The 25,783-nt window shown below is 66.0% G+C and carries 30 protein-coding genes; 14 read left to right on the top strand and 16 right to left on the bottom strand.

Features of this window, described 5'->3' with window-relative positions; all coding sequences use genetic code 11:
* Positions 1 to 62: 62 nt before the first annotated feature.
* The 3 genes from V3B48_RS08370 to V3B48_RS08360 form a co-directional block, all read right to left on the bottom strand.
* Positions 63 to 719: a glutathione S-transferase family protein gene (locus tag V3B48_RS08370; protein ID WP_329893519.1), complete on the bottom strand. Its 657-nt coding sequence runs from the start codon at positions 717 to 719 to the stop codon at positions 63 to 65.
* Between the two features lie 260 nt (positions 720 to 979).
* The gene (locus V3B48_RS08365; protein ID WP_049398752.1) at positions 980 to 1,522 is read right to left on the bottom strand and encodes a GNAT family N-acetyltransferase; all 543 of its coding nucleotides are present in this window, start codon (positions 1,520 to 1,522) and stop codon (positions 980 to 982) included.
* Between the two features lie 126 nt (positions 1,523 to 1,648).
* Positions 1,649 to 2,494: a glycine zipper 2TM domain-containing protein gene (locus V3B48_RS08360; protein WP_032129667.1), complete on the bottom strand. Its 846-nt coding sequence runs from the start codon at positions 2,492 to 2,494 to the stop codon at positions 1,649 to 1,651.
* A 163-nt stretch (positions 2,495 to 2,657) separates the two neighbouring features.
* Between V3B48_RS08360 and V3B48_RS08355 the strand changes: the two genes are divergently transcribed.
* The gene (locus V3B48_RS08355) at positions 2,658 to 2,873 is read left to right on the top strand and encodes a DUF6116 family protein (RefSeq protein WP_049398753.1); all 216 of its coding nucleotides are present in this window, start codon (positions 2,658 to 2,660) and stop codon (positions 2,871 to 2,873) included.
* Positions 2,870 to 3,649: a TatD family hydrolase gene (locus V3B48_RS08350; protein WP_049420901.1), complete on the top strand. Its 780-nt coding sequence runs from the start codon at positions 2,870 to 2,872 to the stop codon at positions 3,647 to 3,649. The genes V3B48_RS08355 and V3B48_RS08350 overlap by 4 nt, the downstream gene beginning before the upstream one ends.
* 72 nt (positions 3,650 to 3,721) lie before the next feature.
* Here the strand turns inward: V3B48_RS08350 and V3B48_RS08345 are convergent, their stop codons facing one another.
* Positions 3,722 to 4,549, bottom strand: coding sequence for a tRNA threonylcarbamoyladenosine dehydratase (locus V3B48_RS08345; RefSeq protein WP_049460567.1), 828 nt, complete (start codon positions 4,547 to 4,549; stop codon positions 3,722 to 3,724).
* 80 nt (positions 4,550 to 4,629) lie between these two features.
* On the opposite strand from V3B48_RS08345, the gene V3B48_RS08340 reads away from it, so the two are divergent.
* Together V3B48_RS08340 and V3B48_RS08335 are read left to right on the top strand one after the other, a co-directional pair.
* Positions 4,630 to 5,064, top strand: a complete 435-nt coding sequence (locus tag V3B48_RS08340) for a cytochrome c (protein WP_049398757.1) — start codon at positions 4,630 to 4,632, stop codon at positions 5,062 to 5,064.
* A 136-nt stretch (positions 5,065 to 5,200) separates the two neighbouring features.
* Positions 5,201 to 5,695, top strand: a complete 495-nt coding sequence (locus V3B48_RS08335; protein WP_010486804.1) for a glycine zipper 2TM domain-containing protein — start codon at positions 5,201 to 5,203, stop codon at positions 5,693 to 5,695.
* Positions 5,696 to 5,766: 71 nt separating this feature from the next.
* Here V3B48_RS08335 and V3B48_RS08330 read toward each other — a convergent pair whose 3' ends face one another.
* Positions 5,767 to 5,976, bottom strand: a complete 210-nt coding sequence (locus V3B48_RS08330) for a cold-shock protein (protein ID WP_005410290.1) — start codon at positions 5,974 to 5,976, stop codon at positions 5,767 to 5,769.
* A gap of 236 nt (positions 5,977 to 6,212) precedes the next feature.
* Between V3B48_RS08330 and V3B48_RS08325 the strand changes: the two genes are divergently transcribed.
* From V3B48_RS08325 to arsC, 3 genes are all read left to right on the top strand, one after another.
* A complete protein-coding gene (locus tag V3B48_RS08325; protein WP_049398758.1) occupies positions 6,213 to 6,698 on the top strand; it encodes a DUF456 domain-containing protein in 486 nt (161 codons plus the stop codon).
* Between the two features lie 119 nt (positions 6,699 to 6,817).
* Positions 6,818 to 7,972, top strand: coding sequence for a phospholipase A (locus V3B48_RS08320; RefSeq protein ID WP_049434855.1), 1,155 nt, complete (start codon positions 6,818 to 6,820; stop codon positions 7,970 to 7,972).
* On the top strand, positions 7,972 to 8,313 hold the full coding sequence (gene arsC / locus V3B48_RS08315; protein WP_121505097.1) for an arsenate reductase (glutaredoxin): 342 nt from the start codon (positions 7,972 to 7,974) through the stop codon (positions 8,311 to 8,313). Before V3B48_RS08320 ends, arsC begins: the two co-directional genes overlap by 1 nt.
* A 71-nt stretch (positions 8,314 to 8,384) precedes the next feature.
* Here arsC and V3B48_RS08310 read toward each other — a convergent pair whose 3' ends face one another.
* From V3B48_RS08310 to V3B48_RS08295, 4 genes are all read right to left on the bottom strand, one after another.
* Entirely contained in the window at positions 8,385 to 9,020 is a 636-nt protein-coding gene (locus V3B48_RS08310) for a glutathione S-transferase family protein (protein WP_049398760.1), read from the bottom strand.
* 58 nt (positions 9,021 to 9,078) lie between these two features.
* Positions 9,079 to 9,417, bottom strand: a complete 339-nt coding sequence (locus tag V3B48_RS08305; protein ID WP_121505096.1) for a hypothetical protein — start codon at positions 9,415 to 9,417, stop codon at positions 9,079 to 9,081.
* Between the two features lie 71 nt (positions 9,418 to 9,488).
* The gene (locus tag V3B48_RS08300) at positions 9,489 to 9,884 is read right to left on the bottom strand and encodes a hypothetical protein (protein WP_134952159.1); all 396 of its coding nucleotides are present in this window, start codon (positions 9,882 to 9,884) and stop codon (positions 9,489 to 9,491) included.
* A 119-nt stretch (positions 9,885 to 10,003) separates the two neighbouring features.
* Positions 10,004 to 11,521: a fumarate hydratase gene (locus tag V3B48_RS08295; protein WP_006377486.1), complete on the bottom strand. Its 1,518-nt coding sequence runs from the start codon at positions 11,519 to 11,521 to the stop codon at positions 10,004 to 10,006.
* 147 nt (positions 11,522 to 11,668) lie between these two features.
* On the opposite strand from V3B48_RS08295, the gene V3B48_RS08290 reads away from it, so the two are divergent.
* The 5 genes from V3B48_RS08290 (at position 11,669) to V3B48_RS08270 (ending at position 16,766) form a co-directional block, all read left to right on the top strand.
* Complete coding sequence (locus tag V3B48_RS08290; RefSeq protein ID WP_329893511.1) at positions 11,669 to 12,565, top strand: RNA polymerase sigma-70 factor; 897 nt, start codon at positions 11,669 to 11,671, stop codon at positions 12,563 to 12,565.
* A 36-nt stretch (positions 12,566 to 12,601) separates the two neighbouring features.
* Positions 12,602 to 13,051 (top strand): carboxymuconolactone decarboxylase family protein, encoded by a 450-nt coding sequence (locus V3B48_RS08285; protein ID WP_049460578.1) that lies wholly within the window; start codon positions 12,602 to 12,604, stop codon positions 13,049 to 13,051.
* Between the two features lie 66 nt (positions 13,052 to 13,117).
* Positions 13,118 to 13,939 (top strand): hypothetical protein, encoded by an 822-nt coding sequence (locus tag V3B48_RS08280; RefSeq protein ID WP_279913321.1) that lies wholly within the window; start codon positions 13,118 to 13,120, stop codon positions 13,937 to 13,939.
* 96 nt (positions 13,940 to 14,035) lie between these two features.
* Complete coding sequence (locus V3B48_RS08275) at positions 14,036 to 15,907, top strand: ABC transporter ATP-binding protein (RefSeq protein ID WP_164080938.1); 1,872 nt, start codon at positions 14,036 to 14,038, stop codon at positions 15,905 to 15,907.
* Between the two features lie 79 nt (positions 15,908 to 15,986).
* A complete protein-coding gene (locus V3B48_RS08270) occupies positions 15,987 to 16,766 on the top strand; it encodes a ferredoxin--NADP reductase (RefSeq protein WP_046984352.1) in 780 nt (259 codons plus the stop codon).
* A gap of 79 nt (positions 16,767 to 16,845) precedes the next feature.
* Here V3B48_RS08270 and V3B48_RS08265 read toward each other — a convergent pair whose 3' ends face one another.
* A complete protein-coding gene (locus V3B48_RS08265; RefSeq protein ID WP_121505091.1) occupies positions 16,846 to 17,325 on the bottom strand; it encodes a glutathione peroxidase in 480 nt (159 codons plus the stop codon).
* A 130-nt stretch (positions 17,326 to 17,455) separates the two neighbouring features.
* Here V3B48_RS08265 and V3B48_RS08260 point away from each other — a divergent pair, with 130 nt between their 5' ends.
* Entirely contained in the window at positions 17,456 to 19,624 is a 2,169-nt protein-coding gene (locus V3B48_RS08260; protein WP_329893510.1) for a M3 family metallopeptidase, read from the top strand.
* A gap of 198 nt (positions 19,625 to 19,822) precedes the next feature.
* Here the strand turns inward: V3B48_RS08260 and V3B48_RS08255 are convergent, their stop codons facing one another.
* The 4 genes from V3B48_RS08255 to V3B48_RS08240 all read right to left on the bottom strand — a co-directional run bounded on the left by V3B48_RS08255 (position 19,823) and on the right by V3B48_RS08240 (position 23,102).
* On the bottom strand, positions 19,823 to 20,584 hold the full coding sequence (locus tag V3B48_RS08255; RefSeq protein ID WP_182266411.1) for a hypothetical protein: 762 nt from the start codon (positions 20,582 to 20,584) through the stop codon (positions 19,823 to 19,825).
* Between the two features lie 161 nt (positions 20,585 to 20,745).
* Positions 20,746 to 21,861 (bottom strand): cyclopropane fatty acyl phospholipid synthase, encoded by a 1,116-nt coding sequence (gene cfa / locus V3B48_RS08250; RefSeq protein WP_049421515.1) that lies wholly within the window; start codon positions 21,859 to 21,861, stop codon positions 20,746 to 20,748.
* A 19-nt stretch (positions 21,862 to 21,880) separates the two neighbouring features.
* Positions 21,881 to 22,762 carry a DUF3298 and DUF4163 domain-containing protein gene (locus V3B48_RS08245; protein WP_329893509.1) on the bottom strand — a complete coding sequence of 294 codons (882 nt, stop codon included), beginning with the start codon at positions 22,760 to 22,762 and terminating at the stop codon, positions 21,881 to 21,883.
* A 37-nt stretch (positions 22,763 to 22,799) separates the two neighbouring features.
* A complete protein-coding gene (locus V3B48_RS08240; protein ID WP_006455911.1) occupies positions 22,800 to 23,102 on the bottom strand; it encodes a GNAT family N-acetyltransferase in 303 nt (100 codons plus the stop codon).
* Between the two features lie 209 nt (positions 23,103 to 23,311).
* On the opposite strand from V3B48_RS08240, the gene V3B48_RS08235 reads away from it, so the two are divergent.
* The gene (locus V3B48_RS08235) at positions 23,312 to 23,473 is read left to right on the top strand and encodes a hypothetical protein (protein ID WP_165929939.1); all 162 of its coding nucleotides are present in this window, start codon (positions 23,312 to 23,314) and stop codon (positions 23,471 to 23,473) included.
* Between the two features lie 43 nt (positions 23,474 to 23,516).
* On the opposite strand, the gene V3B48_RS08230 is transcribed toward V3B48_RS08235, so the two are convergent.
* Together V3B48_RS08230 and V3B48_RS08225 are read right to left on the bottom strand one after the other, a co-directional pair.
* On the bottom strand, positions 23,517 to 24,143 hold the full coding sequence (locus tag V3B48_RS08230) for a rhomboid family intramembrane serine protease (protein WP_032129656.1): 627 nt from the start codon (positions 24,141 to 24,143) through the stop codon (positions 23,517 to 23,519).
* Between the two features lie 7 nt (positions 24,144 to 24,150).
* The gene (locus V3B48_RS08225) at positions 24,151 to 25,716 is read right to left on the bottom strand and encodes an oligopeptide:H+ symporter (RefSeq protein ID WP_032129657.1); all 1,566 of its coding nucleotides are present in this window, start codon (positions 25,714 to 25,716) and stop codon (positions 24,151 to 24,153) included.
* Positions 25,717 to 25,783: the final 67 nt, after the last annotated feature.

Raw genomic sequence — 25,783 nt, 5'->3', positions numbered from 1 at the left:
CGTTGTTGCATTCCGCCCGGCGCTGGCCAGACGCTACCCTGTGGGGGTCACCCTGGTGAGAGTCACGCAGCCTCGAAGCGAGCGCGCACCTCGGCGGTCACCGCCGGCATCGGCAGGAAACGCGGTTGTTCACGCACGCGCTGCAGCCAGCCACGCAATTCCGGGAATGGCTCCAGGCTGATACCGCCCTCTGCCGCCACGTCGGTGTAGGCGAACAGCGCGATATCGGCGACGCCATATCCGTTGCCGGTGAACCATTGCGCCTGGCGCAGGTGCTGCTCCATCACCGCCAGCGCGGTGGCGGCGCGCTCGTGCAGGCGCGGCAGTTCGGCGCGGCGCGGTGAATCAGCGGGGGTCCAGCCACGGATGAAGCGCGCCACCGCCACGCACGGCTCGTGCGTGTACTGCTCGAAGAACATCCAGCTCAACGCCTGCGCGCGCTCCCAGCCATCGGTGGGCAGGTACGGCGTGCCCTCGGCCAGCCAGAACAGGATCGCGTTGGATTCGGTCAGCACGCGGCCATCGTCGCGGACGATCAGCGGCACCTTGGCATTCGGATTCAACGCCAGGAATTCGGGGGTGTGGGTCTGGCCATGGGCGCTGTCCACCTCCACCCAGCGGTAGCGGCTGCCGAGCTGCTCCAGCAGCAGGCGCACCTTGTGGCAATTGCCCGAGACCGACATGCCATGCACCGTCAACGGGACGCGCTCTTCCACCATCGCCTGCTCCATCGGATCCGGCCGGCGGCCAGCTGCGTGCAGTCTGGCAAGCGCGCCGATGAATGCCAAGCGCGGGTGCAGCATGGCAACCCGGTAGTGCCGACCGCTGGCCGGCAATCGCGCGAATCGGCCGCCACCCGGGTTGCGGCCCGCGGCCCGCGCGACCGGGCCCCCCGGGGTCGCCCCGCCGCCGGCCCGCCCCGCGCGCCCCGCCCCCCCCCGGGGGGCCCCCCCCCACGGCCGGCGCTACCGGGCAAGGCTCAGCGCGCGCGCTGCCGCCACTGCTCGCGCGACTGGCCCCAGATCTGCATCGGCTTGTCGTTGTACGGCGGCGGCAGTTCCCCCATCCGCAGCAGCGTGCTGCCGAGCTTGCGCGCGACCGCCCGCGAGTTGTCGTTGTTCTCGGCGATGGTGTGGATCACTTCGTCCCAGCCCAGCATGTCGAACGCCCAATCGATTGCTGCGACCGCCGCTTCCGGCGCATAGCCCCGGCCCCAGCTGGCATGACGGATGCCCCAGCCGACCTCGGTACCGGGCCAGTCCTGCGGTTGCCAGGGCCCCATCCGCCCGATCCAGTCACCGCTGGATTTCTCGATCACGCTGAACATCGAGAAGCCAAACAGCTGCCAAGCGCCAGCCAGGCTGCAGAAGCCACGCCAGGCCACCGAAGGCGGCTGCACGCCACCGAGGGTGCGCATCGTTTCCTCATCGGCGCAGAACGCCAGATACGGTTCGTAGTCCTCGCGCAGCAGCGGGCGCAGGATCAGGCGCTCGGTTTCGATGCGCAGGTCGAAGATGCTCATGCCGGCTCCATGTCGAAGGAAGCGTCCATGATGGTGGATTCGCGCCCCGCGCGGATGAATTTCGCCGGCTGCAACGAAACGGGCCGGCATAAGCCGGCCCGTCAGGCACTGCATGCTGCGTCTGGATTACTGGCGCGTGCTGGCCGCCGTGGCACCGGCAGCAGCGGTCTGCGTGACCAGCTGGCCGTCGACCACCGGCAGGCGATCGCTGGCCGGCTTGTTGTCCATGCGCACCGTCTTCTCGGCGCCGTCATAGCGGTAGGTCACGTTGTACCCCTTCACCACGTCGTTGGTACCCATGGCAATGCGGTTGCCCGGCTTGCTGGCCATGCGCATGGTGCCGGTGGTGCCGTCCTCGTTGCGGTAGGTCACGTTGTAGCCGGTGACGCGGCTCGACTCGGAGGTCGCGGTCTCGGTGTGGCACTGGCGCTCGGTGCGGTTGACCACGCGGCCACCCACATGGCGCTTGTCGATCTGGTTGCCGATGAAGCCACCGGCCACCGCGCCGGCCGCAGTGGCGGCCTTCTTGCCATTGCCGCCGCCGACCTGGTTGCCCAGCAGGCCACCCACCACAGCACCGACCACGGTACCGCCGACGTTGCCGTCACGTTCCGGCAGGCGCTCCTGCACCGTCACGTCCTGGCAGACTTCATGCGGGGTCTGGGTGGTGGAGGTCTCACGCACCGCGTCGGTGCCGATCACGGTGGCGTAGGCCTTCTGCTTCTCGGTGATCGGGTCGACCTTCAGCACATCGGCATATTCCAGCCCACGCGGTGCGGTCGGGTCGAGAGTGTCACCACGCGCGCCATCGTCGGTGGCGTTGCCATCGACCAGGCGCGATTCACCATTGGGGGTTCCGGCGCTGATGGAATCGGGCGATTTGTCGCCACTCTTCATGAAGGCGGCAGTGGCGATGCCACCGACCAGCAGCGCGCCCGCTGCGACCAGGACAGTTGTAGTTGTGCTTTTCATGACCTGCTCCTTGCGGACCATCCGCAACGTTCTCGAACCAGATTGCAGCATGCGCTGCCTGAACGGAATCTCCACATTTCCTGCTCATTCCCGTAACCCATTCAGCATCGGGAAATGCTGGGCCCGTGGTAGCGTTTGCATATTCCCCAGGAGGACCCCCGCCATGGCCAACCCGATGCTGCTGCCGGTACTGCAATGGGCGCGCCGGCTGCGCTACCCCACCCTGTTCAAGCTCACCGCGGGCCTGTTCGCGCTGACCCTGTTCATCCCGGACCCGATTCCGTTCGTCGATGAGCTGGTGCTCGGCTTCGGCACCCTGCTGCTGGCCAACTGGAAGCGCCGCAACACCACCACGCCTCCGCCGCTGGAGCAGCATTGAGCCTGCTGGTCGACAGCCACTGCCATCTGGACGCCAGCGAGTTCGACCGCGACCGCGCCGCGGTGGTCGAGCGTGCGCAGGCCGCTGGCGTGCACCAGCAGGTGGTGCCGGCGGTGACCGCAGCCAGCTGGCCGAAGCTGCGCGAGGTCTGCCAGCAGGCGCCGGGGCTGTACCCAGCCTACGGCCTGCATCCGATGTTCCTGGCCGAGCACCAGCCTGGACACCTGCCGCTGCTGCGCGAGTGGATCGAACGCGAACGCCCCTGCGCGATCGGCGAATGTGGTCTGGACTTTTTCGTTGAAGGCCTGGATGCCGAGGCGCAACAGGCATATTTCATCGGTCAGCTGGAACTGGCCCGTGAGTTCGAGCTGCCGGTGATCGTGCATGCACGGCGCGCGGTGGATGCGGTGATCGCCGCGATCCGTCGCGTCGGCGGCCTGCGCGGCGTGGTGCACAGCTTTTCCGGCAGTCCAGAACAGGCAGCGCAACTGCACAGGCAGGGCTTCCTGCTCGGGCTCGGCGGCCCGTTGACCTACGAACGCGCGCAACGCCTGCAGCGGCTGGTGCGCGAGATGCCGCTGGAACAGCTGCTGCTGGAGACCGACGCTCCGGACCAGCCTGACGCCGGCATCCGCGGCCAGCGCAACGAACCGGCCCGGCTGGCGATCATCGCCCGCCACGTGGCGGCGCTACGCGGGATGGAGCTGGACGCGGTGGCCCAGGCCACGACGGAGAACGCGCGGCGGCTGTTCGCGCTGCCCGCTATGCAACGGTAGGTGCCGGCCGCTGGCCGGCATCTGCGCTGATTCAATCATTCCGGAGTTGCCGGCCAGCGGCCGGCACTACCATCACGCGTCAGCGTGATCCTCGACCACTTCGGCCTTCACCTTCTTCGGCTCCAGCAGCATTTCCAGCGCCTTGCCGACCGCCGCGAACGCGAACGCACCGGTGATGTGGGTCGCCGCACCCAGGCCCGCACCGCAGTCCAGCTTCAATGCCGCATCAGCGCCCAGGTTCGGGCGGATGCCACAGACGCTGCCATCGGCCTGCGGGTACTTCACATTCTCCAGCGAATACACCGCCGGCACGCCGAAGTAGCGCTTGGCATTCTTCGGAAAGTTGAACTCGCTGCGCAGCTTCTTGCGGATCAACGCCAGCATGGCGTCGTGCTCGGTGCGCGAGACATCGCGGATGCGCACCAGGGTGGGATCGGTGCGGCCACCGGCGGCACCCACGGTCAGCAGCGGCAGCTTGCGGCGGCGGCACCAGGCAATCGTCTCGACCTTGACCCGGAAGCTGTCGCAGGCATCGATCACCAGATCAAAGCCACGGTCCAGCAGTTCGGCCATGTTCGACACCGTCAGGAACGCCTGTACGGCATCGACCGCGATGTCCGGGTTGATCGCGCGGCAGCGTTCGGCCATCGCCTCGGCTTTGTTGCGGCCGTAGTTGCCTTCCATCGCCGGCAGTTGCCGGTTGGTGTTGGACACGCAGATGTCATCGGCATCGATCAGGGTCAGGTGACCGACCGCCGAACGGGCCAATGCCTCCACCACCCACGAGCCAACGCCACCCATGCCCACCACCGCCACGCGGCTGCTCTGCAGGCGCTCGAGTGCGCCCACGCCATACAGCCGTTCGATGCCGGCGAAGCGTTGTTTGACCTGTTCGTTCATCCGGCTATTTTAACGTGCAGGCGCCAGCGCCTGCAGCGCGCCGGCATCGAACCCACCGTTGCACGTCCGGAGAGCCCGCCATGAACGCCAGCCCGCCCCGCCGCCCGTCCACCGCCTACCGCTATCTGTTCGTGCTCGGCCTGGGCCTGTTGATCGGCCTGATCGCCACGGTGATGGTCGGCCGCGCCCTGCAGGCCCGCCGCGATCCGTTCCCGGACAGCCTGATGCAGGTGATGCAACGGCAATCACAGCTGCTGCAGCAGGCCCAGCAGCAGAACCGCTGCAGCCTGGCCGACAGCGTGCCGCGGTTGCAGGCGATGCGCCTGCTGTCCAACGACCTGGACCTGGCCTTTCCCGGGCTGAAGGACAGCGCGCAGTTCCAGCAACATGCCAGCCAGCTTCGCGGCAACCTCAACGCCGCTCTGGCTGCGCCGCCCAGCGACTGCACGGCCCTGGCCCGGGTGGTGGAAACGGTGCAGGCCGACTGCCGCGCCTGCCACCAGGACTTCCGCTGAGCCGCATTCATCCTGCAGCCGGACAAGGCCTGCGCGGTTGGCGCCTTGTTCACGTTCAAAAGGGGACGATTCGTCCACCCTGCTGCATGACGCAGTACCACCCCAGACACCCGCCTTCACGGCCAGGAGACGCCCCATGAAGATCCAGCTCATCGCCGCCAGCGCCATCGCTACCCTTGCCCTGGCTGGCTGTGCCACCTCGCCCGGCTACGGCGGTGGTGGTTACAACAACGGCTACAACAATGGCGGCTACGGCAACAATGGTGGCTACAACCAGGGCCGCTGCGCCGACTGCGGCATCGTGACCCGCATCAACACCGTGCAGTCCGGCCGTACCGCGCCCAGCGCGACCGGCGCGATCCTGGGCGGCATCGTCGGCGCCGTGGCCGGCCACGAGATCTCCGACCACACCGGCGGCAGCCGTGGCAACAAGAACATCGCCGCCGCCGCAGGCGCGGTCGGTGGCGCACTGGCCGGCAACCAGATCCAGAAGAACGTGACCAGCGACACCTACGACATCAGCGTGCGCATGGACGATGGCCGCACCATCGTGGTCAACCAGCGCGACCTCGGCGGCATCCGCGAGAACACCTACGTGCGCGTGGTCAACGGCAAGGTCATCCTGCGCTGACCTGCATCGGGCCGATGGCAAAGAAAAGGCCCGCTTGCGCGGGCCTTTTCATTTGACGGTATGCAGCGCGATCAGGTCGGCTGAACGGCGTCGGCCTGCAGGCCCTTCTGGCCCTGCACGACGGTGAAGGTGACCTTCTGGCCTTCCTTCAGGCTCTTGAAGCCCTGGGTCTGGATGGCACGGAAGTGCACGAACACGTCTTCGCCGTTTTCACGGCTGATGAAGCCGAAGCCCTTTGCATCGTTGAACCACTTGACGGTACCGGTCTCGCGATCAGACATCTCACTAACTCCCTGGTGACTCTCTCTTGTTGTAGGAAACGCCTGGTGGGCGGCTGACAAGCAAGGGGGAAGCGAGGTGCATCGATGCAGCGGATCGGGAAGATCTTGCTTCATCAGGCCACGATCCACGGTGACCTTGCCAAGCTCAGCGACTGCAACTTAACCCGCCCAAAACGAAAAAGCAACTGGCAAAATCTTTCACTGTCAACCCCAAAACGACCACCATACGGGACAGCATGGGACTCTCATTCATCTTATATCTGCTAGCGGTCATTTTTGTCCTCGTCGGCATCGCCGGAATCATCCTTCCGGCCCTCCCCGGCATCCCGCTGGTGTTCATCGGACTGCTGCTGGCGGCGTGGGCGGACGGCTTCGCCCACGTCGGCTGGCCGACCCTGGTCGCGCTGGGCGTACTGACCCTGCTCTCGCTGCTGGTGGACGTACTGGCCACAGTGGTGGGTGCGCAGCGGGTCGGTGCCAGCCGCAAGGCGCTGTGGGGCACGTTCGTCGGCAGCATCGTCGGGCTGTTCTTCATGCCGATCGGCCTCTTTGCCGGGCCCCTGATCGGCGCCTTGGCCGGCGAGTACTGGCACACCCGTGAACTGGGCCGCTCGACCAAGGTGGGTCTGGCCACCTGGCTCGGCATCCTGCTCGGCCTGGCGTTGAAGCTGGCGGTGGTGATCGCGATGCTGGGCCTGTTCGCCTTCGCCTGGTTCCTGTAACCCGCACCGTCTTCACGCCGCGCGCACGCGGTGGCCGTGCATAAACCGTGGGGGCTGGCCGCGATGCGGTACAGCCGCCACACTGTGCGATTCCCGTATTCACCGAAGGGCCTGCTGGAATGACCCTCCCCCCGCTGCTTCCCCGCCTTGCGCCGCTGGCGCTGGCCCTGGCCAGTGCCCCATTGGCCGCGCAGGAATTCGTGCCCAGCACCGATACCTCGCCGGCGGCGTGTGCCGCCATCACCACTGACGCGGCGCGCCTGGCCTGCTATGACCGCCTGTTCGCGCATACGCCGCAGGCCACGGCCGCCGCCGATGCCGCTGCCGAGGCGGCCGCGCAGGCCCGTCGCGAAGAACGCCAGACCGCACGCGTGAGCCAGGGCGAAGAGAAACTGCGCGAGCGGGTCAGCGACCTGTTCCGTCCAGCAGCCCCTGACAGCGCACTGGCCAATGCCGGCCGTGGCTCGCTGCTGGACAGCCGCTGGGAGCTGGCCGAAGACTCCAAGCTCGGCCCGTTCCAGCTGCGCGCCTACAAGCCGGTGTACCTGCTGCCGGCGTTCTGGACCAGTGACCGCAACACCACGCCGCATTCGCCGAACCCGGCCAACACGGTCACCACGCCGCAGGTGCTGGACAGTGCCGAACTGAAGTTCCAGATCAGTTTCAAGACCAAGATCGCCGAGAACCTGTTCGGCGACAACGGCGACATCTGGGCCGGCTACACCCAGAGCTCGCGCTGGCAGGCCTACAACGGCGAGGATTCGCGCCCGTTCCGCGAAACCAACTACGAGCCGGAAGTGATGATGGTGTTCCGCAATGGCTACTCGATCGGTGGCTGGCGCGGGCGCATGACCGGCATCGCGCTGAACCACCAGTCCAACGGCCGCGCCGACCCGCTGTCGCGCAGCTGGAACCGGGTGATGCTCAACATCGGCCTGGACCGCGAGAACTGGGCGCTGGTGCTGCGGCCGTGGTACCGCATTCCCGAGACCCGCAGCGACGACAACAATCCGGACATCGAGGACTACATGGGCCGCGGTGATGCGACCCTGACCTGGAACCGCAACGGCCACGAAGTCTCACTGATGGCGCGCCACTCGCTGCGCACCGGCAGCCGTTCGCACGGCGCCCTGCAGCTGGATTACGGCTTCCCGATCAGCAACCTGCTGCGCGGCCATGTGCAGGTCTTCGACGGCTATGGCGAGAGCCTGATCGACTACAACCACAAGGCCACCTACGTGGGCGTGGGCGTGTCGCTGCTGGAGTGGTTCTGATGGACGTGACGATCTGGCATAACCCGGCCTGCAGCAACTCGCGTGGCGCATTGAAGCTGATCCGAGATGCGGGCTTCGATCCGGAGGTGATCGAGTACCTGGGCAATCCACCCGATGTGACCACACTGCGCCAGGTGCTGGCCGAATCCAGATTGAGCGCACGTGATCTGGTGCGCAGCAAGGAAGCACAGTTCACCGAACTGGGACTGGAAGAGGCCGACGATGCCACGCTGCTCGCCGCGATGGCCGCACACCCGCGCCTGATCAACCGCCCCGTGGTGCGCACGCCCAAGGGCACCCGGCTGTGCCGTCCACCGGAAACGGTGCTGGAGATCCTGTAACGGAAAAGGGGACGGAGGGGATTAAGTCGTTTGTGCACAAACGACTTAATCCCCTCCGTCCCCTTTTCTGTTTACCGCCAGTCGGTGATGCCTTCGCGGCGGTACACCTCGGCGAACGCCGGGCGCGCCTTCATCGACGTGGCATGTGCCTTGAGCACAGGCCAGGTGTCGCTGGGCTTCGGCATGTTGCGCGACCAGCGCATCAGCATCACCAGCATGTAGTCGACCACGCAGGGCGTGGTGCCCAGCAGGTAGGGGCCATGCGCCTGCAGGTGCGTGGCGACCTGCTGCCAGGCCGCCTCAAGGCGCTGACGGGCCATCTCGCGGCTCGCTTCGATATTTGCCTCGCCCGCCATTTCATGCGGATAGAACCAGGCACGATAGGCCGGCTGCAGCGTATTGGCACACCAGAACATCCAGCGGTAGGCATCGGCGCGCTGCGGCGTGCCCAGTGCGGGCAGCAGGTTGGCCTCCGGATGGCGGTCAGCCAGATACAGTGCGATCGCCGCCGCTTCGGTCAGTACCAAGCCATCTATCAGCAGTGTCGGCACCACACCGGCCGGATTCAGCGCCAGGTACTCCGCCGACTTGTGCTCGCGCGCGTCGAAATCCAGCAGCACCAGTTCGTGCTCGATGCCCAGCTCGATCAGCAGCCAGTGCACCACCAGCGCGGCGGTACTGGTTGAACCATACAGCGTGGTGCTCATGCGGAAGATCCTGTGCAGGTGGATCAGCCGATTATGCGCCCGCGCGCGCGGTCGCTGCTCAGCCGCAGATGCTCATGCAGGAATCCCGGCGTTCGCCACAGGACATCATCGGCGCGCGCATCGTGCAGTCATGCGCCTTCAGTTCGCAGGCACGGCGCAGGTCCGGGTTGTCCACATCCTTGCAGCGCTTGTCCGGCGCCGGCACCACCTGCTGCTCGCAATTGCTCTGGCGGCTGCCGAGGGAGTCATTCTGCGCCATGCAGCTGCGATAGCCGGCCTGGCACTGCACGCGGCATTGCGCTGATGCGGGGAAATCCGCGCCTTCGTACGACGCCGGGGTACTGCAGCCGGCCAGGGCCAGCAGGAACACAGCCGCGAGGGATCGATGCAGGCGCATGGGCACATCCAGTGCTGGGGTGTGCCGACCCTAGCAGACTACGGTTGCGCGTGCAGGCACCGACGCCCCCATCAGTACACGGGAACACCGGTGTCGGTGCGGACTTCATTCACGGTGCCGCCGCAGGAGAGCAGGCACTGGGCGTACGGAGCACTGCATGAAGGAAGCGCCGGGGAACCGCAGTAGGTGCCGGCGCCGTTGCCCCCTTCACAGTTGTGCCGCTGCTTGTCGTCGGCGATACCACTGCAACGGCTGATGATCCGGCTCTTCTCGCTTTCGCAGCTGCGCTGATCCGATTCCGCGCGGGCGCGGTTGTGGAAGTCGCACGTCGCCTTCTGGCTCTCGCAGACCGACGCGCAGATCCTCCCCGCTTCGTGGGTTGGCGGTTCGACGAAGTAACGTGGCCCGCAGGCACTGCATGCCAGCGCAGCGACCAGCAACACGAAAACACGCGACCACTGCAGCACGATGGACTCCCTTCCAATACGTCAGACAGCGCACGTTAGCAGAGCACACCATCCACGGGCAGGCTGCATACAACAACGGCGCCACACGGGCGCCGTTGTCTGGACCGGAACGGGAGGAATTACTCCACCACCACCGGAATCTTGCCGATGCGGGCCTGCCATTCGCGCGGGCCGGTCTTGTGCACCGATTCACCAGTGGAGTCGACCGCCACGGTCACCGGCATGTCCTGCACGGTGAACTCGTAGATCGCTTCCATGCCGAGGTCGGCGAAACCGACCACCTTCGCCGCCTTGATCGCCTTGGACACCAGGTAGGCCGAACCACCAACGGCCATCAGGTAGGCCGACTTGTTGTCACGGATCGCCTCGATGGCCGCCGGGCCGCGCTCGGCCTTGCCGACCATGCCCAGCAGGCCGGTCTGTTCAAGCACCTGACGGGTGAACTTGTCCATGCGGGTCGCCGTGGTCGGACCAGCCGGGCCCACCACTTCGTCGCGCACCGGATCGACCGGGCCGACGTAGTAGATGAAGCGGCCCTTCAGATCGACCGGCAGTTCCTCGCCCTTGTTGAGCATGTCGACCATGCGCTTGTGCGCGGCGTCGCGGCCGGTCAGCAGCTTGCCGTTGAGCAGCAGGGTCTGGCCCGGCTTCCAGCTGGCCACATCTTCCGGGGTGATCGTATCCAGGTCCACGCGGGTGCCCTTGGACGAATCGTAGGTCAGCTTCGGCCAGTCCTCCAGCGACGGCGGGTCCAGCATCACCGGACCGCTGCCATCCAGGGTGAAGTGCGCATGGCGGGTGGCCGCGCAGTTCGGGATCATCGCCACCGGCAGGTTGGCCGCATGAGTCGGGTAATCGTTGATCTTGATGTCGAGCACGGTGGTCAGGCCACCCAGGCCCTGCGCGCCAATACCCAGCGCGTTGACCTTCTCGTACAGCTCCAGGCGCAGCTCTTCAATGCGGTTGGACGCACCACGGGCCTGCAGCTCGGTGATGTCGATCGGCTCCATCAGCGCTTCCTTGGCCAGCAGCATCGCCTTCTCGGCAGTGCCGCCGATGCCGATGCCGAGCATGCCCGGCGGGCACCAGCCGGCGCCCATGGTCGGCACGGTCTTCAGCACCCAGTCGACGATGGAATCGGACGGGTTGAGCATGGCGAACTTGGTCTTGGCTTCCGAACCACCACCCTTGGCGGCGACGATGACGTCGACGGTGTTGCCCGGCACCACCTTGACGTTGACCACGCCCGGGGTGTTGTCCTTGGTGTTGATGCGCTTGCCGGCCGGATCAGCCAGCACCGAAGCGCGCAGCTTGTTGTCCGGGTGCATGTAGGCGCGGCGCACGCCTTCATTGGCCATGTCTTCCACGCCCATGGTGGCGTCGTCCCAACGCACGTCCATGCCGATTTCCAGGAACACGGTGACGATGCCGGTGTCCTGGCAGATCGGACGGTGGCCTTCGGCGCACATGCGCGAATTGATCAGGATCTGCGCCATCGCTTCCTTCGCGGCCGGCGACTCCTCGCGCTCGTAGGCGGCGGCAAGGTTCTTGATGTAGTCGACCGGGTGGTAGTACGAGATGTACTGCAGCGCGTCGGCGATGGACTGGATGAGGTCTTCCTGCTTGATCGATGTCACGTCTTGCTCGCTTGCTCGAGGCTGGCGGGGGTAATCCGCCCATTTTACCCCCTCCCCCCGGCCCCGGGGTGGTAGTGCCGGCCGCTGGCCGGCAAGATCCCCCCGACGCTCTGTCACGCCACGCGCCACTGCGGCGTCCTTGCCCACATGAACGCCGAAACCGCTTTCCAGACCCACCGCCCGCGCCTGATGGCGCTGGCCTACCGCCTGCTCGGCAGTCGCGCCGACGCCGAAGACGTGGTCCAGGATGCCTGGTTGCGCTGGTCCGGCGCCGACCCGGCGGCCGTCCGCGACCCCGAAGCCTGGCTGGTCACCACCACCACCCGGCTCGGCCTGGACCGGTTGCGCGCAGCCAAGCGCGAGCGCGTGCATTACGTCGGCCCGTGGCTGGCCGAGCCACTGGCGGTCACCCTGGAGCCCGACCCGGCGCCCGGCCCCGCCCAGCTGCATGCGTTTGCCGACGATGTCTCGGTGGCTTTCCTGACCCTGCTTGAACAGCTCGGCCCCGAGGAACGCGCCGCCTTCCTGCTGAAGGAAGCCTTCGACCACGATTACCGTGAGATCGCCGACCTGATCGGCCACAGCGAGGCCAACTGCCGGCAGCTGGTGCATCGTGCCCGGCAGCGCCTGCAGGCCGGGCGGCCGCGCTTCAACGCCGACGCCAGCCAGCACCGGCAGCTGCTGGCGCGCTTCATGGACGCTTCCCAGCGTGGCGACAGCGAAGCGATCCAGGCCCTGCTGCACGCCAACGCGGTACTGGTTTCCGACGGCGGTGGCGTGGTTACCGCGGCGGTGCGGCCCCTGCTGGGCGCCGAGCGCATCGGCCGCCTGTTCTGGGCCATCGCCCGCCGTGGCGCGGCGCATCCGGCGCAGCTGGGCTACGTCAACGGCGAGCCTGCGATCCTGCGCTTCCAGGGCGATCGCCTGCACTCGGTCACCACCATCGAGGTGGTCGATGGCCGCATCGCCAACGTGTACAGCGTGTTGAATCCGGAAAAGTTGCCGGACGTTGTCACGCGCGGTGACGGCACGGCGTCCTTGTAATGAAAGGCGGCCATCGTGGCCGCCGTGGAGCCGAAAATGTCCGACCACGCCTCTCCCCGCGTCCCTTACACCCGCTTGGCCGCCGAAGCCTTCAAGGGCCTGCTGGCCACCAGCCAGGCGGTGCATGACAGCTCGATCGATCCGACCCTGATGGAACTGCTGTTCCTGCGCGTGTCGCAGCTCAACGGCTGCGGCTACTGCATGGACATGCACGGCACGGCGCTGCGCAAGGGCGGCATCGAGCCGCGCAAGCTGGACACCCTGCCCGCCTGGCACGAAAGCCGCTTCTTCGATGCACGCGAGCGTGCGGCGCTGGGCTGGGCCGAGGCACTGACCCGGCTGACCGACGGCGCGCCGTCGCAGGCGGCGTTCGATGCACTGGCACCGCACTTCGATGAGAAGGGCATCAGCGACCTGAGCATGGGCATTGCGGTGATCAACGCCTGGAACCGGCTGGGCGCCGGGCTGCTGCCGCCGCTGCCCTGAGCGCTTCGTTGACAGTGCCTGGACCGCCGGGCACTGTACCTGCCCCGCAGGAAGCATCCGAACGTCATGGCCGACGAAGCTCCCGACACGCCCAGCAAGGAGGCGCTGAAGGCGCTGACCCAGTACCGGGAGCGGGACACCGCGCCGCCCGAACTTCTGTCGACGCTTGAACGGCATGGACTGTTGTGGCCCGTCGAACATCCGGGCCATGAGGCCCTCCAGGTGCGGATGTTCGCCGCCTATGCCCGCGCCGACCGCCAGCATGTGGCAGACAACTTCATCCTCGGCGTGCAGGAGAACCGCAGCGACCTGCGCGCCGGGCTGTCGGCGTATGCGTTCATGGTGCACTTCCCCAGGCATCAGGAGCAGCCACACCCCAGCCTCGCCTGTGCGGTCTGCGGCCAGGTCCGCGAAGGCAGATTCGACCCGACCACCTGGGCGCGCGTCCGCCACAACATCGGGGTCGTGCTCGGCGGAAGCGTGAACGCCATCACCTTCCTGTTGGAACAACACAATCTGACGCCCAGACGGGCGCCCGGCGACATGAGCACACTGGTGGCACTGCTGCGGCTGCTGCACCACGAGAGCGACGCCAAGGACACCCCGTCGACCATCGTCAAACGCGTGCGCGCGCTGCCGGGCCTGAAACTGTCCGTCGAGCAGGCGCGTCACCTGCTGGATGCCTTGGGCCATGCCGGGCTGCTGCAGACCCCCGAGCATCCCGGCCTGGCGCAACGCTTCACCCGGGTCGGTCTGGCACCGCGCACGTCGCGCTCTTCGGACTGGAGCTATCCCGTCGATTTCTGGAAAGGCGCCTACGGCATCGACAGCCGGGCCCTGCGCTTCTGGTTCGCTCACCATCCTGCGCTGCTGGCTGCACTGGACTGAGCGCGCAGGCGGCGCCGACGCGCTGCCCTGCCGGCGCATGGCAGGCATGCGCCCCGTTCATGCCTCCGCCACGCGCAGGGCGCGCACAATACGCACATGCCTGCTACCCCCACCGCTGGCGCTGCCGCCGCGAAGAAACCCAGCCTGCGCCAGCGCTTCAGGGCGATGCGCAACCTGCCACCGTTCCTGCGCATGGTCTGGAAGACCAGCCCCGCGCTCACCCTGGCCAGCCTTGGCCTGCGCCTGATCCGTGCGCTGCTGCCGGTGGCGATGCTCTACGTCGGCAAGCTGATCATCGACAGCGCGCTGCACCTGAGCCAGCACGATGCCGGCTTCCCGCCACTGGGCGAGGCGCTGTCCAGCGGCATACTGAATCCGCTGCTGGGCCTGCTGGCGCTGGAATTCGGCCTGGCCATCGCCTCGGATCTGCTCGGCCGGCTGGTCAGCTACGCCGATGCTCTGCTCTCGGAACTGTTCGCCAACGTCACCAGCATCCGGCTGATGGAACATGCGGCAACGCTGGATCTGGAGGACTTCGAGGACCCGGACCTGCAGGACAAGCTGGACCGTGCGCGGCGCCAGACCATGGGCCGGATGAACCTGATGAGCCAGTTGTTCGGCCAGGTGCAGGACGCGATCACCGTGGCCAGCCTCGCCGTCGGCCTGCTGGTCTACGCGCCGTGGCTGATCCTCCTGCTGGCGCTGGCACTGGTGCCGGCCTTCATCGGCGAATCGCACTTCAACGCGGCCGGCTACAGCCTCAACTTCCAGTGGACGCCCGAGCGCCGCCAGCTCGACTACCTGCGCCAGCTCGGTGCCAGCGTGGAAACGGCCAAGGAAGTGAAGATCTACAACCTGCACCGCTTCCTGGTGGAGCGCTATCGGCGCCTGTCGGTGGCGCTGTTCCAGGCCAACCGCGCCCTGGCCCGGCGCCGCGCGTTCTGGGGCACGCTGCTGGCCGCACTGGGCACGCTGGGCTACTACACCGCCTACGCCTACATCGCCTGGCGCACGGTGCGCGGCGACTTTTCGATCGGCGACCTGACCTTCCTCGCCGGCAGTTTCCTGCGCCTGCGCCAGCTGCTGGAGGGCCTGTTGATCGGGTTCTCGCAGGTGGCCAGCCAGGCGCTGTACCTGGATGACCTGTTCTCGTTCTTCCAGATCCAGCCGGAAATCCACTCGCGCGAAGGTGCAGTGCGCGTGCCGCAGCCGATCCGCCAGGGCTTCGTGTTCGAGAACGTCGGCTTCCGCTACCCGGATGCCGAGCAATGGGCGGTGCGCCACCTTGATTTCCAGCTGCAGGCCGGCGAAGTACTGGCGCTGGTCGGTGAGAACGGCGCCGGCAAGACCACGCTGGTGAAGCTGCTGGCGCGGCTGTACGAACCGGACGAGGGCCGCATCCTGCTCGATGGCCGCGACCTGCGCGACTACGACCTGGACGACCTGCGCGCCAACCTCGGGGTGATCTTCCAGGACTTCGTGCGCTACAACCTCAGCGCCGGCGAGAACATCGGCGTTGGCCAGGTCGAGGCGATGGACGATCAGGCACGCATCGCCGACGCCGCACGGCGCGGCATGGCCGAGGAAGTGATCGACGACCTGCCCGGCGGCTACGACCAGCTGATCGGCCGCCGCTTCAAGCAGGGCGTGGACCTGTCCGGTGGCCAATGGCAGAAGATCGCCATCGCCCGTGCATGGATGCGCAATGCGCAGGTGATGATCCTGGATGAGCCAACGGCGGCGCTGGATGCGCGAAGTGAGTTCGAGGTGTTCCAGCGGTTCAGGGAACTGGCGGATAATCGCACCGCAGTGCTGATTTCCCACCGTTTTTCCTCGGTACGCATGGCCGATCGCATCCTGGTGCTGGCCGATGGCCGGATCGAGGCCAGCGGCACCCATGAAGAGCTGATGGCCCAGGGCGGCCGCTACGCCGAGCTGTTCGAGCTGCAGGCGGCCGGCTACCGCTGAGAACGCCTCTCGTTCCGCCTAATGAGAACCTGTCTCATTTGAGATAGAATCACCCCGACGACTTCCGATAGATACGCCCATGTCCTCCGCTTTTGGCGCCGAAACGGTGCTTGAGGTCCGTCATTGGACCGATGCCTACTTCAGCTTCACCCTCACCCGCGACAGCGGTTTCCGCTTCGAGAACGGCCAGTTCGTGATGATCGGCCTGGAAACCGAGGCGCGGCCGCTGCTGCGCGCGTATTCCATCGCCAGCGCCAACTGGGAAGAGCATCTGGAGTTCTTCAGCATCAAGGTGCAGGACGGCCCGCTGACCTCGCGCCTGCAGCACATCAAGCCGGGTGACAAGGTGCTGGTCGGCAAGAAGCCCACTGGCACCCTGCTGATCAGCGATCTGCACCCCGGCAAGAACCTGTACCTGCTGGGCACCGGCACCGGCATGGCGCCGTGGCTGTCAGTCATCAAGGACCCGGAAACCTACGAGCGCTTCGAGAAGGTGATCCTCTGCCACGGCGTGCGCTACGAGAAGGACCTGGCCTACCGCGATTACTTCGAGAAGGAACTGCGTGAGCACGAATTCCTGGGCGAGATGATCGGTGACAAGCTGCTGTACTACCCGGCCGTCACCCGCGAGCCGTTCGCCAACCAGGGCCGCCTGACCCAGCTGATGGAAAGCGGCGAGATGCAGCGCACCCTCGGCCTACCCGAGCTGAGCCCGGAGAACGACCGCGCGATGATCTGCGGCAGCCCGCAGATGCTGGCCGACCTGCGCAGCGTGCTCGATGCCCGTGGCTTCCAGGTCTCGCCGCGTATCGGCCAGCCGGGCCACTACGTGTTCGAACGCGCCTTCGTCGAGAAATAAACAAAAAAAGGGGACGGAGGGGATTAAGTCGTTTGTGCACAAACGACTTAATCCCCTCCGTCCCCTTTTTGGGTTCATCTCACAGCAGCGCTTCGATCTCGCCGCGCAGCTGCTCCGGCCTGGTGGTGGGCGCATGCCGCGACACCACCTGCCCCTGGCGGTCGACCAGGAACTTGCTGAAATTCCACTTGATGCGGGCGCTACCCAGCAGGCCGCGCTTCTCGCGTGACAGCCATGCCCACAACGGATCAGCCCCCTCGCCGTTGACCTCGATCTTCTCCGACAGCGGGAAGCTGACCGGGTAGTCCAGCGAACAGAACTGGCGGATCTGCGCGGCGTCGCCCGGTTCCTGTGCACCGAACTGGTTGCATGGGAACCCGATCACCACCAGGCCACGGTCGCGATACTGCTGCCACAGCTGTTCCAGCCCGGTGTATTGCGGGGTGAAGCCACAGCGGCTGGCGACATTGACCAGCAGCAACGGGTGCCCCTGGTACCGGGCCAGGGCCTGCGGCTGGCCGTCGAGGTCGCGGAAGCTGAAGTCGTAGGCAGTGGTCATGGCAGCGGGCCGTGGGCGGTGAATGCATGGTACCCGCGCCCAGCCCCGGCAACATGCCTTTTGACACAAGTGCGGGCGCCGCCGGCCGGGTTACCCTCGGGCCCTTGTTTGCCTTACCGGAGTTCCTACCTTGACCACTCGCCTTGCCCTTGCCGTGGCCATGTCCCTCGGCCTTGCCCTGCCCGCCTTCTCGGCCGGCGCCGCCACCCCGGCTGCCAGCACCCATGCCCAGCAGGCCAATCCGTTCTTCGCCGAAAGCCCGCTGCCGCTGCATTTCCCGCAGTTCGACAAGATCAAGGACAGCGACTTCGCCCCGGCCTTCGACGCCGGCATGGCGCAGCAGCTGAAGGAAGTGGAGGCGATCGCCAACAACAAGGCCAAGCCGACCTTCGACAACACCATCATCGCCCTGGAAAAGAGCGGTGACATCCTCGACCGTGCGACCACCGTGTTCTTCAGCCTGGTCGGCGCCGATACCAACGACACCCGCAAGAAGCTGCAGGCCGACTACTCGGCGAAGTTCGCCGCGCACAGCGATGCGATCGCGCTGAACGGCAAGCTGTTCGCCCGCATCCAGGCGCTGTATGACACCCGCAGCCAGCTGGGCCTGGACGCCGAAGGCGTGCGTCTGGTCGAGAAGTACTACGACAACTACGTGCGCGCCGGCGCCAAGCTGTCCGAGGCTGACAAGGCCACGCTGAAGGAGATGAACGCTGAGCTGGCCAACCTGGGCACCAAGTTCAGCCAGAACGTGCAGTCGGAAGTGAACGCTTCGGCGATCACCGTCGACGACGTCAAGGAGCTGGACGGCCTGTCCAAGGAGCAGATCGCTGCCGCCGCCGAAGCCGCCAAGGCCCGTGGCCTGGAAGGCAAGTACGTGATCACCCTGCTCAACACCACCGGCCAGCCGCCGCTGACCAACCTGGCCAACCGCGCCCTGCGCCAGAAGATCTACGAAGCCTCGACCACCCGCGGCAGCCGCGGCGGTGAGTTCGACAACACCGCGCTGGTCTCGCGCATCATGCAGCTGCGTGCCGACAAGGCCAAGCTGATGGGCTTCCCGAACTTCGCCGCCTACAACCTGACCAACCAGACCGCCAAGACCCCGGAAGCGGTCAACGCAATGCTCGGCAAGCTGGCTCCGGCCGCGGTGGCCAACGCCAAGCGCGAAGCCGCCGATCTGCAGGCGATGATCGACAAGGAACAGAAGGCCGCGCGCAAGCCGACCTTCCAGCTGGAACCGTGGGACTGGGCCTTCTACAGCGAGAAGGTGCGCCAGGCCAAGTACAACTTCGACGAGTCGCAGCTGAAGCCGTACTTTGAGATGAAGAACGTGCTGGAGAACGGCGTGTTCTACGCCGCCGGCCAGGAATTCGGCCTGACCTTCAAGCAGCGCACCGACCTGCCGGTCTACCACGATGACGTCACCGTCTACGACGTGTTCGACGCTGACGGCAGCCAGCTGGCGATCTTCATCTTCGACCCGTATGCACGCGCCTCCAAGCGCGGCGGTGCGTGGATGAACTCCTACGTCTCGCAGTCCAAGCTGACCGGCTTCAAGCCGGTGGTCGCCAACCACCTGAACATCCCGAAGCCGCCGGCCGGCCAGCCGACCCTGCTGACCTGGGACGAGGTGAACACCACCTTCCACGAGTTCGGCCACGCCCTGCACGGCATGTTCTCCGACGTGAAGTACCCGTACTTCTCGGGCACCTCGGTGCCGCGTGACTTCGTCGAGTTCCCCTCGCAGGTCAACGAAATGTGGTCGGACAACCCGGTCATCCTGAAGAACTACGCCAAGCACTACCAGAATGGTTCGGCGATGCCGCAGGCACTGCTGGACAAGGTGCTGGCCGCTGCCAAGTTCAACCAGGGCTTCGCCACCACCGAGTACCTGGGTGCGGCCATGCTTGATCAGCGCTGGCACCAGATCGGCGCCGACCAGGTGCCGGCCGCCAAGGACGTGATGGCCTTCGAGCGCGCCGCGCTGGAGAAGGACGGCATCTACTACGCGCCGGTCCCGCCCCGCTACAAGACCCCGTACTTCAGCCACATCATGGGCGGCTACTCGGCCGGCTACTACGCCTACATCTGGTCGGAAGTGCTCGACGCCAACACCCAGAAGTGGTTCAAGGACAACGGCGGCCTGAGCCGCAAGAACGGCGACCACTTCCGCGCCACCCTGCTGTCCAAGGGCGGCAGCGTGGATGCCATGCAGCTGTTCCGCGATTTCGCCGGCCACGAGCCGCAGATCGAACCGCTGCTGGAAAAGCGTGGCCTGACCGGCGCCGGCAACTGATCGCCCGCGCGGTAGCCTGAAACGAAAACCGCCCGGGAGACCGGGCGGTTTTTTGTTGGGGCATCCACGCATGGCGTGGATCTACTGGAGTGCGTCATGTGTGGATCGATGATGCCGGGGTTTGTGGCGCGAATGGATCGTACCGACCAACGATCGGCACCCACCAGTAGATCCACGCCATGCGTGGATGCTCTCCGGTCACCGCCGAAACAGTCGCTCCCACCACCGCCCTTTCGGCGTACCGGGCGTGGCAGCGGCAGTCGATGCGATATCCGGGTGCGCTGCCACGAACTCCGCCAGCTGTGCCGCCGCGGCCTCCGCATACAGCATCGCGCCATCCGGCGCGCAGTTCAGCAGATTGCTCAAGCTGGTCGATGCATTGAGATCCATCGGGTTCGGCTCGACCACCTCGCTGGCCTCCAGCAATCCGCATCCGCTGGCGATCGCGTCATCGACAACACGCCAGAAAACGACCAGGCGTCCATCGGAGAACAGCTCCTCCAGGCGCGCAGCCAGTGCGCTGTCCACTGCATGATCAGCGCGTAACTGCTTCAGCCGGGCATGCGTGATGAACACGCCACCACCATAGTTTTCACGTAGATGGTTGCCGGCGGCAGCATCCGCCCACTGCAACGGCACCAGTTGCCGCCAGTCCGCGAAATAGCGGGCGACCACCGGATCGTCGATGAAAAACGAAAGGGCGCTCCCGCGGAGATAGTGATACCGCCGAAGGTGGCCGGCCACGATCGCCAGGTACAAAGCGTGCCCCTTCTCGAAAGGCACTTCTGCGCTGATCGAGCGAGCCTCCTCGATGCGCTCCTGCAGCTGCTCCATGTAGAACGGCTCGATCTGGAACCGCTGCTGCAGCTCGGCGACCAGCGCGCCATCCTCCAGCGCACGGAAATAGATGTCACGGATCTCGGATTCCGCAATCGGATGATAGGTGATGTCCCAACCCATGCTGCGATGCCTTCAGTGAAGCGGTGATGCCGCTGGTCGACAAGTCTAGCGCCCACGTCACCCCAGCCAGGCACAGCGCCGACAACGCTCGCGCATGACGTCAAGCGATGTCGCTTCTTCCACGATCTGCACCATCGATCGCGCAGGGCAGAAGTGCAGCCTCAACGTGGCGCCACGTACCCACCCGGCACGCCTTCCGGCGACAGCACCAGCTGCCACAGCTGCGCGTGCCGGCAACGGAAGGTGGCCATCGACCCGGCCAGGTAGAAGCGCCACATGCGCCGGAAGTGCTCGTCATAACGTGCATCCAGCCGCGGCCACGCTGCTTCCACGTTGCGTCGCCAGGCCTGCAGGGTCAGATCGTAATCGGTGCCGAAGTTGTGCCAGTCCTCCAGCACGAAGCGGCCCTCGAACGCCTTGGTGATCTGCACCGCCGATGGCAGCATCGAGTTGGGAAAGATGTAGCGCGCGATCCACGGGTCGGTACGATGCCGCGAGATGTTGGTGCCGATGCTGTGCAACAGCAGCAGACCGCGCGGTGACAGGCAACGCCTGGCCACCTCGAAGAAGCTGGCGTAGTTCTTGTCGCCGACGTGCTCGAACATGCCGATCGAGAAGATCGCATCGAACGGTTCGTGCAGTTCGCGGTAGTCCTGCAGGCGGATCTCGATCGGCAGGCCGGCGCACAGTTCGCGGGCGAACTCGGCCTGCTCCTGCGAAATGGTCACGCCGACGCCACTGACACCGTAGCGCTCGGCGGCGAACTTCAGGGCTTCGCCCCAGCCACAGCCGATGTCCAGCACACGCTGCCCCGGGCGCAGGCCCAGCTTGCGGCAGACCAGGTCAAGCTTGGCTTCCTGCGCGGCGTCGAGATCGCCGGCATTGCGCCAGTAGCCACAGCTATAGACCAGGCGCTGGCCCAGCATGGCCTGGTAGAGATCATTGCCGAGGTCGTAGTGGCGGCGGCCCACCTCGTAGCTGCCCTGTCCCACCTGCAGGTTGAACAGGCGCGCCTTCAGTGCATCGGCCACTTCGCGCCAACCGTGCACCCGTTCGTCCAGGTGCGCCTGCATCAGGTGGACAAGGAATTCATCCAGGACGTTGGCATCCCACCAACCGTCCATGTAGCTCTCGCCGAGGCCAAGCGAGCCGTGCGCCATGACCCGCGCGAAGAAGCGCGGGTCATGAACCTGGATATCCTGTGGCTGGGTACCGCCGATGCGGACCCCGGCTTCCTGCAGCAGGCCGGCGACCCGCTCCTGCAACCCTGTATCCACGCCACCTCCTCGACTGCGGTCAACCGCGTGCGAACAGCTCCACGTAGTCCTTGGCCACGTGCGGCAACAGCACCGCCGCCGGTACATCGGCGGTCTGGGTGCCGTCCGAGTATGGACCCACCTGGTACGGCGGGAAAACAAAGCGCAGCGCGGTGATCTGCCCCTTGTCGTCGGTCAGCGGCTGGAACTGGCTGAAATTGTCGGCCTGCGGGCCGGTGCCGTCGGCAATCATGCGCGATGCGTTGCGCAGCGATTCCTGCAGCTGGGCCGGATCCATGTCCTCACCGCTGAGGCGGGTGGCCACGCGTTCACGCAGCTGGTCGGCGACGAAATCGCTGATCGCCTTCCAGCCCTTGGCATCGGCCACCAGCTTTTCGGCGCTGAGCATCTGCTGATGCTGCGGCAGCCACACGAATCGGGCCACCAGCGGTTCGCCATGGGCGCCACCGGTGTAGCGGCTGCCATCGGCACTGACCACCACCAGCTGCGGGGTTTCCAGCAGCTTCTCGAAGCTCAGCGACAGCTCGTACGGCATGCTCGGCTTGTCATTGCCCAGCCCGTCCAGCGCCTGTTGCAGGTCACTGCGCGCACTCGTCGCATAGCTCTGCAGCGCGCGGGCCAGGCCCGGGTAGCGGTCGATGCCGGCCGGGTAGCTGATACCCACCACTTCGCGTTCGTTGTTCTCGATCACGTCGCGCAGGTCCAGCGGCGCTTCCGTGACCGGCGTTTCGCCTGCGGCGGTGGCTTCGGCGGCGGGCGCCGCGTCGGTCGCCGGTGCCGGCTCGCTTTCACGCTGGCAACCGGCCAGCAACAGCACGCCCACCACGCCGGCCAGCACGCTGCCGTGCAATGGCCGGTTGTTTCCAATCTTCATCGGGATCCCCTGTTCATGTTTGTACATCATCGCCTGCCATGGCTGAAGCGTGGCCCGCTGGCATTCAGCCAACGAGCAGGTCGTGGTACTCCTCATGCCGCTGCAGGAAGGCCTCGGCGTAGGAACACGCCGGCACCACCTTGTACTTCTGCTCACGGGCAAAACGCAGCGCCACACGGGTCAGCTCACCGGCGATGCCTCGGCCGGCAATCGGCTCGGGCACCTCGGTATGCGTGATGACCATGCGCCTGCGTTTGATCTGGTAGTCCAGCACCGCCAGCTGTCCGCGCACACGGGCGGTGAAGCGATGGTTGGCCAGGTCGTGTTCGACCTCGTAGGCCAGACCGGGGGGCGTGACCGAAGCCATGGAACTGTCTCCTGCGGCGACTGCGTGGATGGTGCGCAGCCGGGCGCCATGATCGCGTGAAGCCTGAACAGGGGCAAGTCCGTTCCATTCACGTCAGTTTGCGACCCTCAAGCTGGAGCGCTGGCGGCCGCTATCGCCTGTGGAGGGGTACGGCCAGGCTGGCACGGCCCTTGCGACCGTTGATCATGCGCACCACCGCGGAGGCTCCGATGCACCCCAGCGACTCCCATTCAGATACCGACCGCGCCCTGCTGGAGGGCCTGCTGCAACTGGCCGTGGAGGGGCAGACCCAGGACCAGGATTTCCAGCGCATCGGCGAAGAAGTGTTCGCCCGCCTGCTGGATACCTACGGTCAGCAGCCCACGCTCTGAAACAGCGGGGGCGGATCGCTGCCGATCCGCCCCGCTCCCGTCTTCAACCGCCGCCGAGGCGGAAGGTCGGGTTGGAAAGTTCGCGCAGGAAGTGAGTGAAGATGCTCGGCTGCATGGCCAGCATGAAGATCACGCCGAACGCCGCGCCCGCCAGGTGCGCGCTGTGGTTGATGCGGTCACCGCCGCGCTTGTCCATCCAGATGCTGTAGCCGACGTAGAACGCGGCGTAGACGATGGCCGGCGCCGGGATGAAGAACACCAGGATGATCGACCACGGCTTGATCAGGATGAAGGCGAACAGCACCGCCGACACCGCACCGGACGCACCCAGGCTGAGGTAGTTCGGGTTCTTCTGGTTCTTCAGGTAGCTGGGCAGGATCGAGACCAGCAGCGCACCGATGTAGAACGCCGGGTAGGTCAGGTAGCTGCCGGTCAGCTGCACCATCACGCTCTCGATGAATCCCCCGAAGAAGAACAGGGTGATCATGTTGAAGATCAGGTGCGACCAGTCGGCGTGGATGAAGCCATAGGTCACCAGCCGGTCGTACTGGCGGTGACGGTCGACGGCTGGCGGCCACAGGATCAGGCGGTCGGCCAGCTTGCGGTTGTTGAACGCCATCCACGACAGGATGGCGGTGATGGCGATCAACAGCAGATTGACGGGGGTCATGTCAGGCTCAGGCGCTACGGTAGTTGTCGACCATACGATAGCGTTTCGCATACCAACCGAAGGCCAACGCCGCAACGAAGGCGAAACCGGCGAAGAAGAACATCAGGAACGCCGCTTCACTCAGGCCCGTACTGGCGATCTTGTGGGTCACCGCATCGTTGCGCACCGCCGCGTTGGACAGCAGCACCCACAGGTTGCCGATGGTGGTGGTCAGGTTCCAGAAGCTCATCACCACGCCCTTCATCGCCTGCGGCGCCTGGCTGTAGGCGAACTCCAGGCCGGTGGCCGAGACCAGCACCTCTCCGAAGGTCAGCAGCGCATACGGCAGCATCTGCCAGAAGATCGACATGGCGTTGCCCCCGTCCATCACCACCTGGATGCCGCCGACCACGATCCAGGCCAGGCCGCTGAAGGCGATGCCGGCGGTCATGCGGCGCAGCGCGGTCGGCTCGAAGCCGAAGCGGCGCAGGGCCGGGTACAGCACCAGGTTGTTGAACGGAATCAGGATCATCACCAGCAGCGGGTTCAGTGCCTGCATCTGCGAGGCGGTGAACCAGCTCGGCATCTGCATCTGCTGGCCCTGCAGGACCCAGGTCGAGGCCTTCTGGTCGAACAGCGAGAAGAACGGCGTGGTCAACGCGAAGATCACCAGCACCCGCAGCACCGAGCGCACGCCTTCCACGGCTTCGGCCGGATGCTGGCCACGGGCGCGATCGAGCTGCAGCCAGGTGCCACCACCGATACCGGCCAGGATCGATACCAGCGCCAGGCACAGGCAGATCACGATGCCCAGCGAGCCAACCAGGCCGAACGAGGCCACTGCGAGCACCAGGCCGAGCACGGCGATCACCAGGCCCGGACGGCCCTGGCCGGCCACGCGCGTGGTCAGTGCGGTACGCACCACGTTGGCGAACGAATGCGGATCCTTCGGCGGCAGCGGCACCAGCACGTAGCGCTTGCGGCCCAGCCAGAACACGAAGGTGGCGATGAACATCAGGATGCCCGGGATGCCGAACGCCCACTGCGGGCCCCAGTTCTTCAGCACCAGCGGGATCAGCAGCGAGGCGAACAGCGAGCCGAAGTTGATGATCCAGTAGAAGGCGTCGAAGACGATCTTGGCCAGGTGCTTGTTGCTCTGGTCGAACTGGTCGCCCATGAACGAGGCCACCAGCGGCTTGATGCCACCGGCACCGAGCGCGATCAGGCCCAGTCCGAGGAAGAAGCCCTCGCGGCTGTTCTCGAACAGCGCCAGGCACAGATGGCCGGCGCAGTAGACCAGGCTGAACCAGAGGATGGTGTGGTACTTGCCGAAGAACCTGTCGGCCAGCCAGCCTCCGAGCAGCGGGAAGAAATACACGCCGATCATGAAGCTGTGCATGATGTCCTTGGCTTCACCGGCACGGCCTTCCGCAGTGATTTCCTGCAGCAGCAGCGAGGTGATCAGGAACTGCACCAGGATGTTGCGCATCCCGTAAAAACTGAACCGCTCGCAGGCCTCATTGCCGATGATGTACGGGATCTGGCGCGGCATCTTTCCCTGGCCGGCGATGGGGGCAACTGCGTCGTGGCTCATCCTGTAAGGCAATCCTGCAAAGCGAAAGGCGCAAGATTACCGGAAGCCGGGCTTGCGAAGCACGCTG

This window comes from Stenotrophomonas sp. SMYL20 (assembly GCF_036320045.1).
GTDB lineage: Bacteria > Pseudomonadota > Gammaproteobacteria > Xanthomonadales > Xanthomonadaceae > Stenotrophomonas > Stenotrophomonas maltophilia_A.
This window is presented reverse-complemented; position numbering and strand designations above follow the sequence as displayed.

What these genes read in the sequence shown, in the direction of transcription:
- V3B48_RS08370 (WP_329893519.1), bottom strand. Translation starts at nt 719, where the DNA reads ATGGTGGAAGAGCGCGTCCCGTTGACGGTGCATGGCATGTCGGTCTCG.
- V3B48_RS08365 (WP_049398752.1), bottom strand. Translation starts at nt 1,522, where the DNA reads ATGAGCATCTTCGACCTGCGCATCGAAACCGAGCGCCTGATCCTGCGC.
- V3B48_RS08360 (WP_032129667.1), bottom strand. Translation starts at nt 2,494, where the DNA reads ATGAAAAGCACAACTACAACTGTCCTGGTCGCAGCGGGCGCGCTGCTG.
- V3B48_RS08355 (WP_049398753.1), top strand. Translation starts at nt 2,658, where the DNA reads ATGGCCAACCCGATGCTGCTGCCGGTACTGCAATGGGCGCGCCGGCTG.
- V3B48_RS08345 (WP_049460567.1), bottom strand. Translation starts at nt 4,549, where the DNA reads ATGAACGAACAGGTCAAACAACGCTTCGCCGGCATCGAACGGCTGTAT.
- V3B48_RS08340 (WP_049398757.1), top strand. Translation starts at nt 4,630, where the DNA reads ATGAACGCCAGCCCGCCCCGCCGCCCGTCCACCGCCTACCGCTATCTG.
- V3B48_RS08335 (WP_010486804.1), top strand. Translation starts at nt 5,201, where the DNA reads ATGAAGATCCAGCTCATCGCCGCCAGCGCCATCGCTACCCTTGCCCTG.
- V3B48_RS08330 (WP_005410290.1), bottom strand. Translation starts at nt 5,976, where the DNA reads ATGTCTGATCGCGAGACCGGTACCGTCAAGTGGTTCAACGATGCAAAG.
- V3B48_RS08325 (WP_049398758.1), top strand. Translation starts at nt 6,213, where the DNA reads ATGGGACTCTCATTCATCTTATATCTGCTAGCGGTCATTTTTGTCCTC.
- V3B48_RS08320 (WP_049434855.1), top strand. Translation starts at nt 6,818, where the DNA reads ATGACCCTCCCCCCGCTGCTTCCCCGCCTTGCGCCGCTGGCGCTGGCC.
- arsC (WP_121505097.1), top strand. Translation starts at nt 7,972, where the DNA reads ATGGACGTGACGATCTGGCATAACCCGGCCTGCAGCAACTCGCGTGGC.
- V3B48_RS08310 (WP_049398760.1), bottom strand. Translation starts at nt 9,020, where the DNA reads ATGAGCACCACGCTGTATGGTTCAACCAGTACCGCCGCGCTGGTGGTG.
- V3B48_RS08305 (WP_121505096.1), bottom strand. Translation starts at nt 9,417, where the DNA reads ATGCGCCTGCATCGATCCCTCGCGGCTGTGTTCCTGCTGGCCCTGGCC.
- V3B48_RS08290 (WP_329893511.1), top strand. Translation starts at nt 11,669, where the DNA reads ATGAACGCCGAAACCGCTTTCCAGACCCACCGCCCGCGCCTGATGGCG.
- V3B48_RS08285 (WP_049460578.1), top strand. Translation starts at nt 12,602, where the DNA reads ATGTCCGACCACGCCTCTCCCCGCGTCCCTTACACCCGCTTGGCCGCC.
- V3B48_RS08280 (WP_279913321.1), top strand. Translation starts at nt 13,118, where the DNA reads ATGGCCGACGAAGCTCCCGACACGCCCAGCAAGGAGGCGCTGAAGGCG.
- V3B48_RS08275 (WP_164080938.1), top strand. Translation starts at nt 14,036, where the DNA reads ATGCCTGCTACCCCCACCGCTGGCGCTGCCGCCGCGAAGAAACCCAGC.
- V3B48_RS08270 (WP_046984352.1), top strand. Translation starts at nt 15,987, where the DNA reads ATGTCCTCCGCTTTTGGCGCCGAAACGGTGCTTGAGGTCCGTCATTGG.
- V3B48_RS08265 (WP_121505091.1), bottom strand. Translation starts at nt 17,325, where the DNA reads ATGACCACTGCCTACGACTTCAGCTTCCGCGACCTCGACGGCCAGCCG.
- V3B48_RS08255 (WP_182266411.1), bottom strand. Translation starts at nt 20,584, where the DNA reads ATGGGTTGGGACATCACCTATCATCCGATTGCGGAATCCGAGATCCGT.
- V3B48_RS08245 (WP_329893509.1), bottom strand. Translation starts at nt 22,762, where the DNA reads ATGTACAAACATGAACAGGGGATCCCGATGAAGATTGGAAACAACCGG.
- V3B48_RS08240 (WP_006455911.1), bottom strand. Translation starts at nt 23,102, where the DNA reads ATGGCTTCGGTCACGCCCCCCGGTCTGGCCTACGAGGTCGAACACGAC.
- V3B48_RS08235 (WP_165929939.1), top strand. Translation starts at nt 23,312, where the DNA reads ATGCACCCCAGCGACTCCCATTCAGATACCGACCGCGCCCTGCTGGAG.
- V3B48_RS08230 (WP_032129656.1), bottom strand. Translation starts at nt 24,143, where the DNA reads ATGACCCCCGTCAATCTGCTGTTGATCGCCATCACCGCCATCCTGTCG.
- V3B48_RS08225 (WP_032129657.1), bottom strand. Translation starts at nt 25,716, where the DNA reads ATGAGCCACGACGCAGTTGCCCCCATCGCCGGCCAGGGAAAGATGCCG.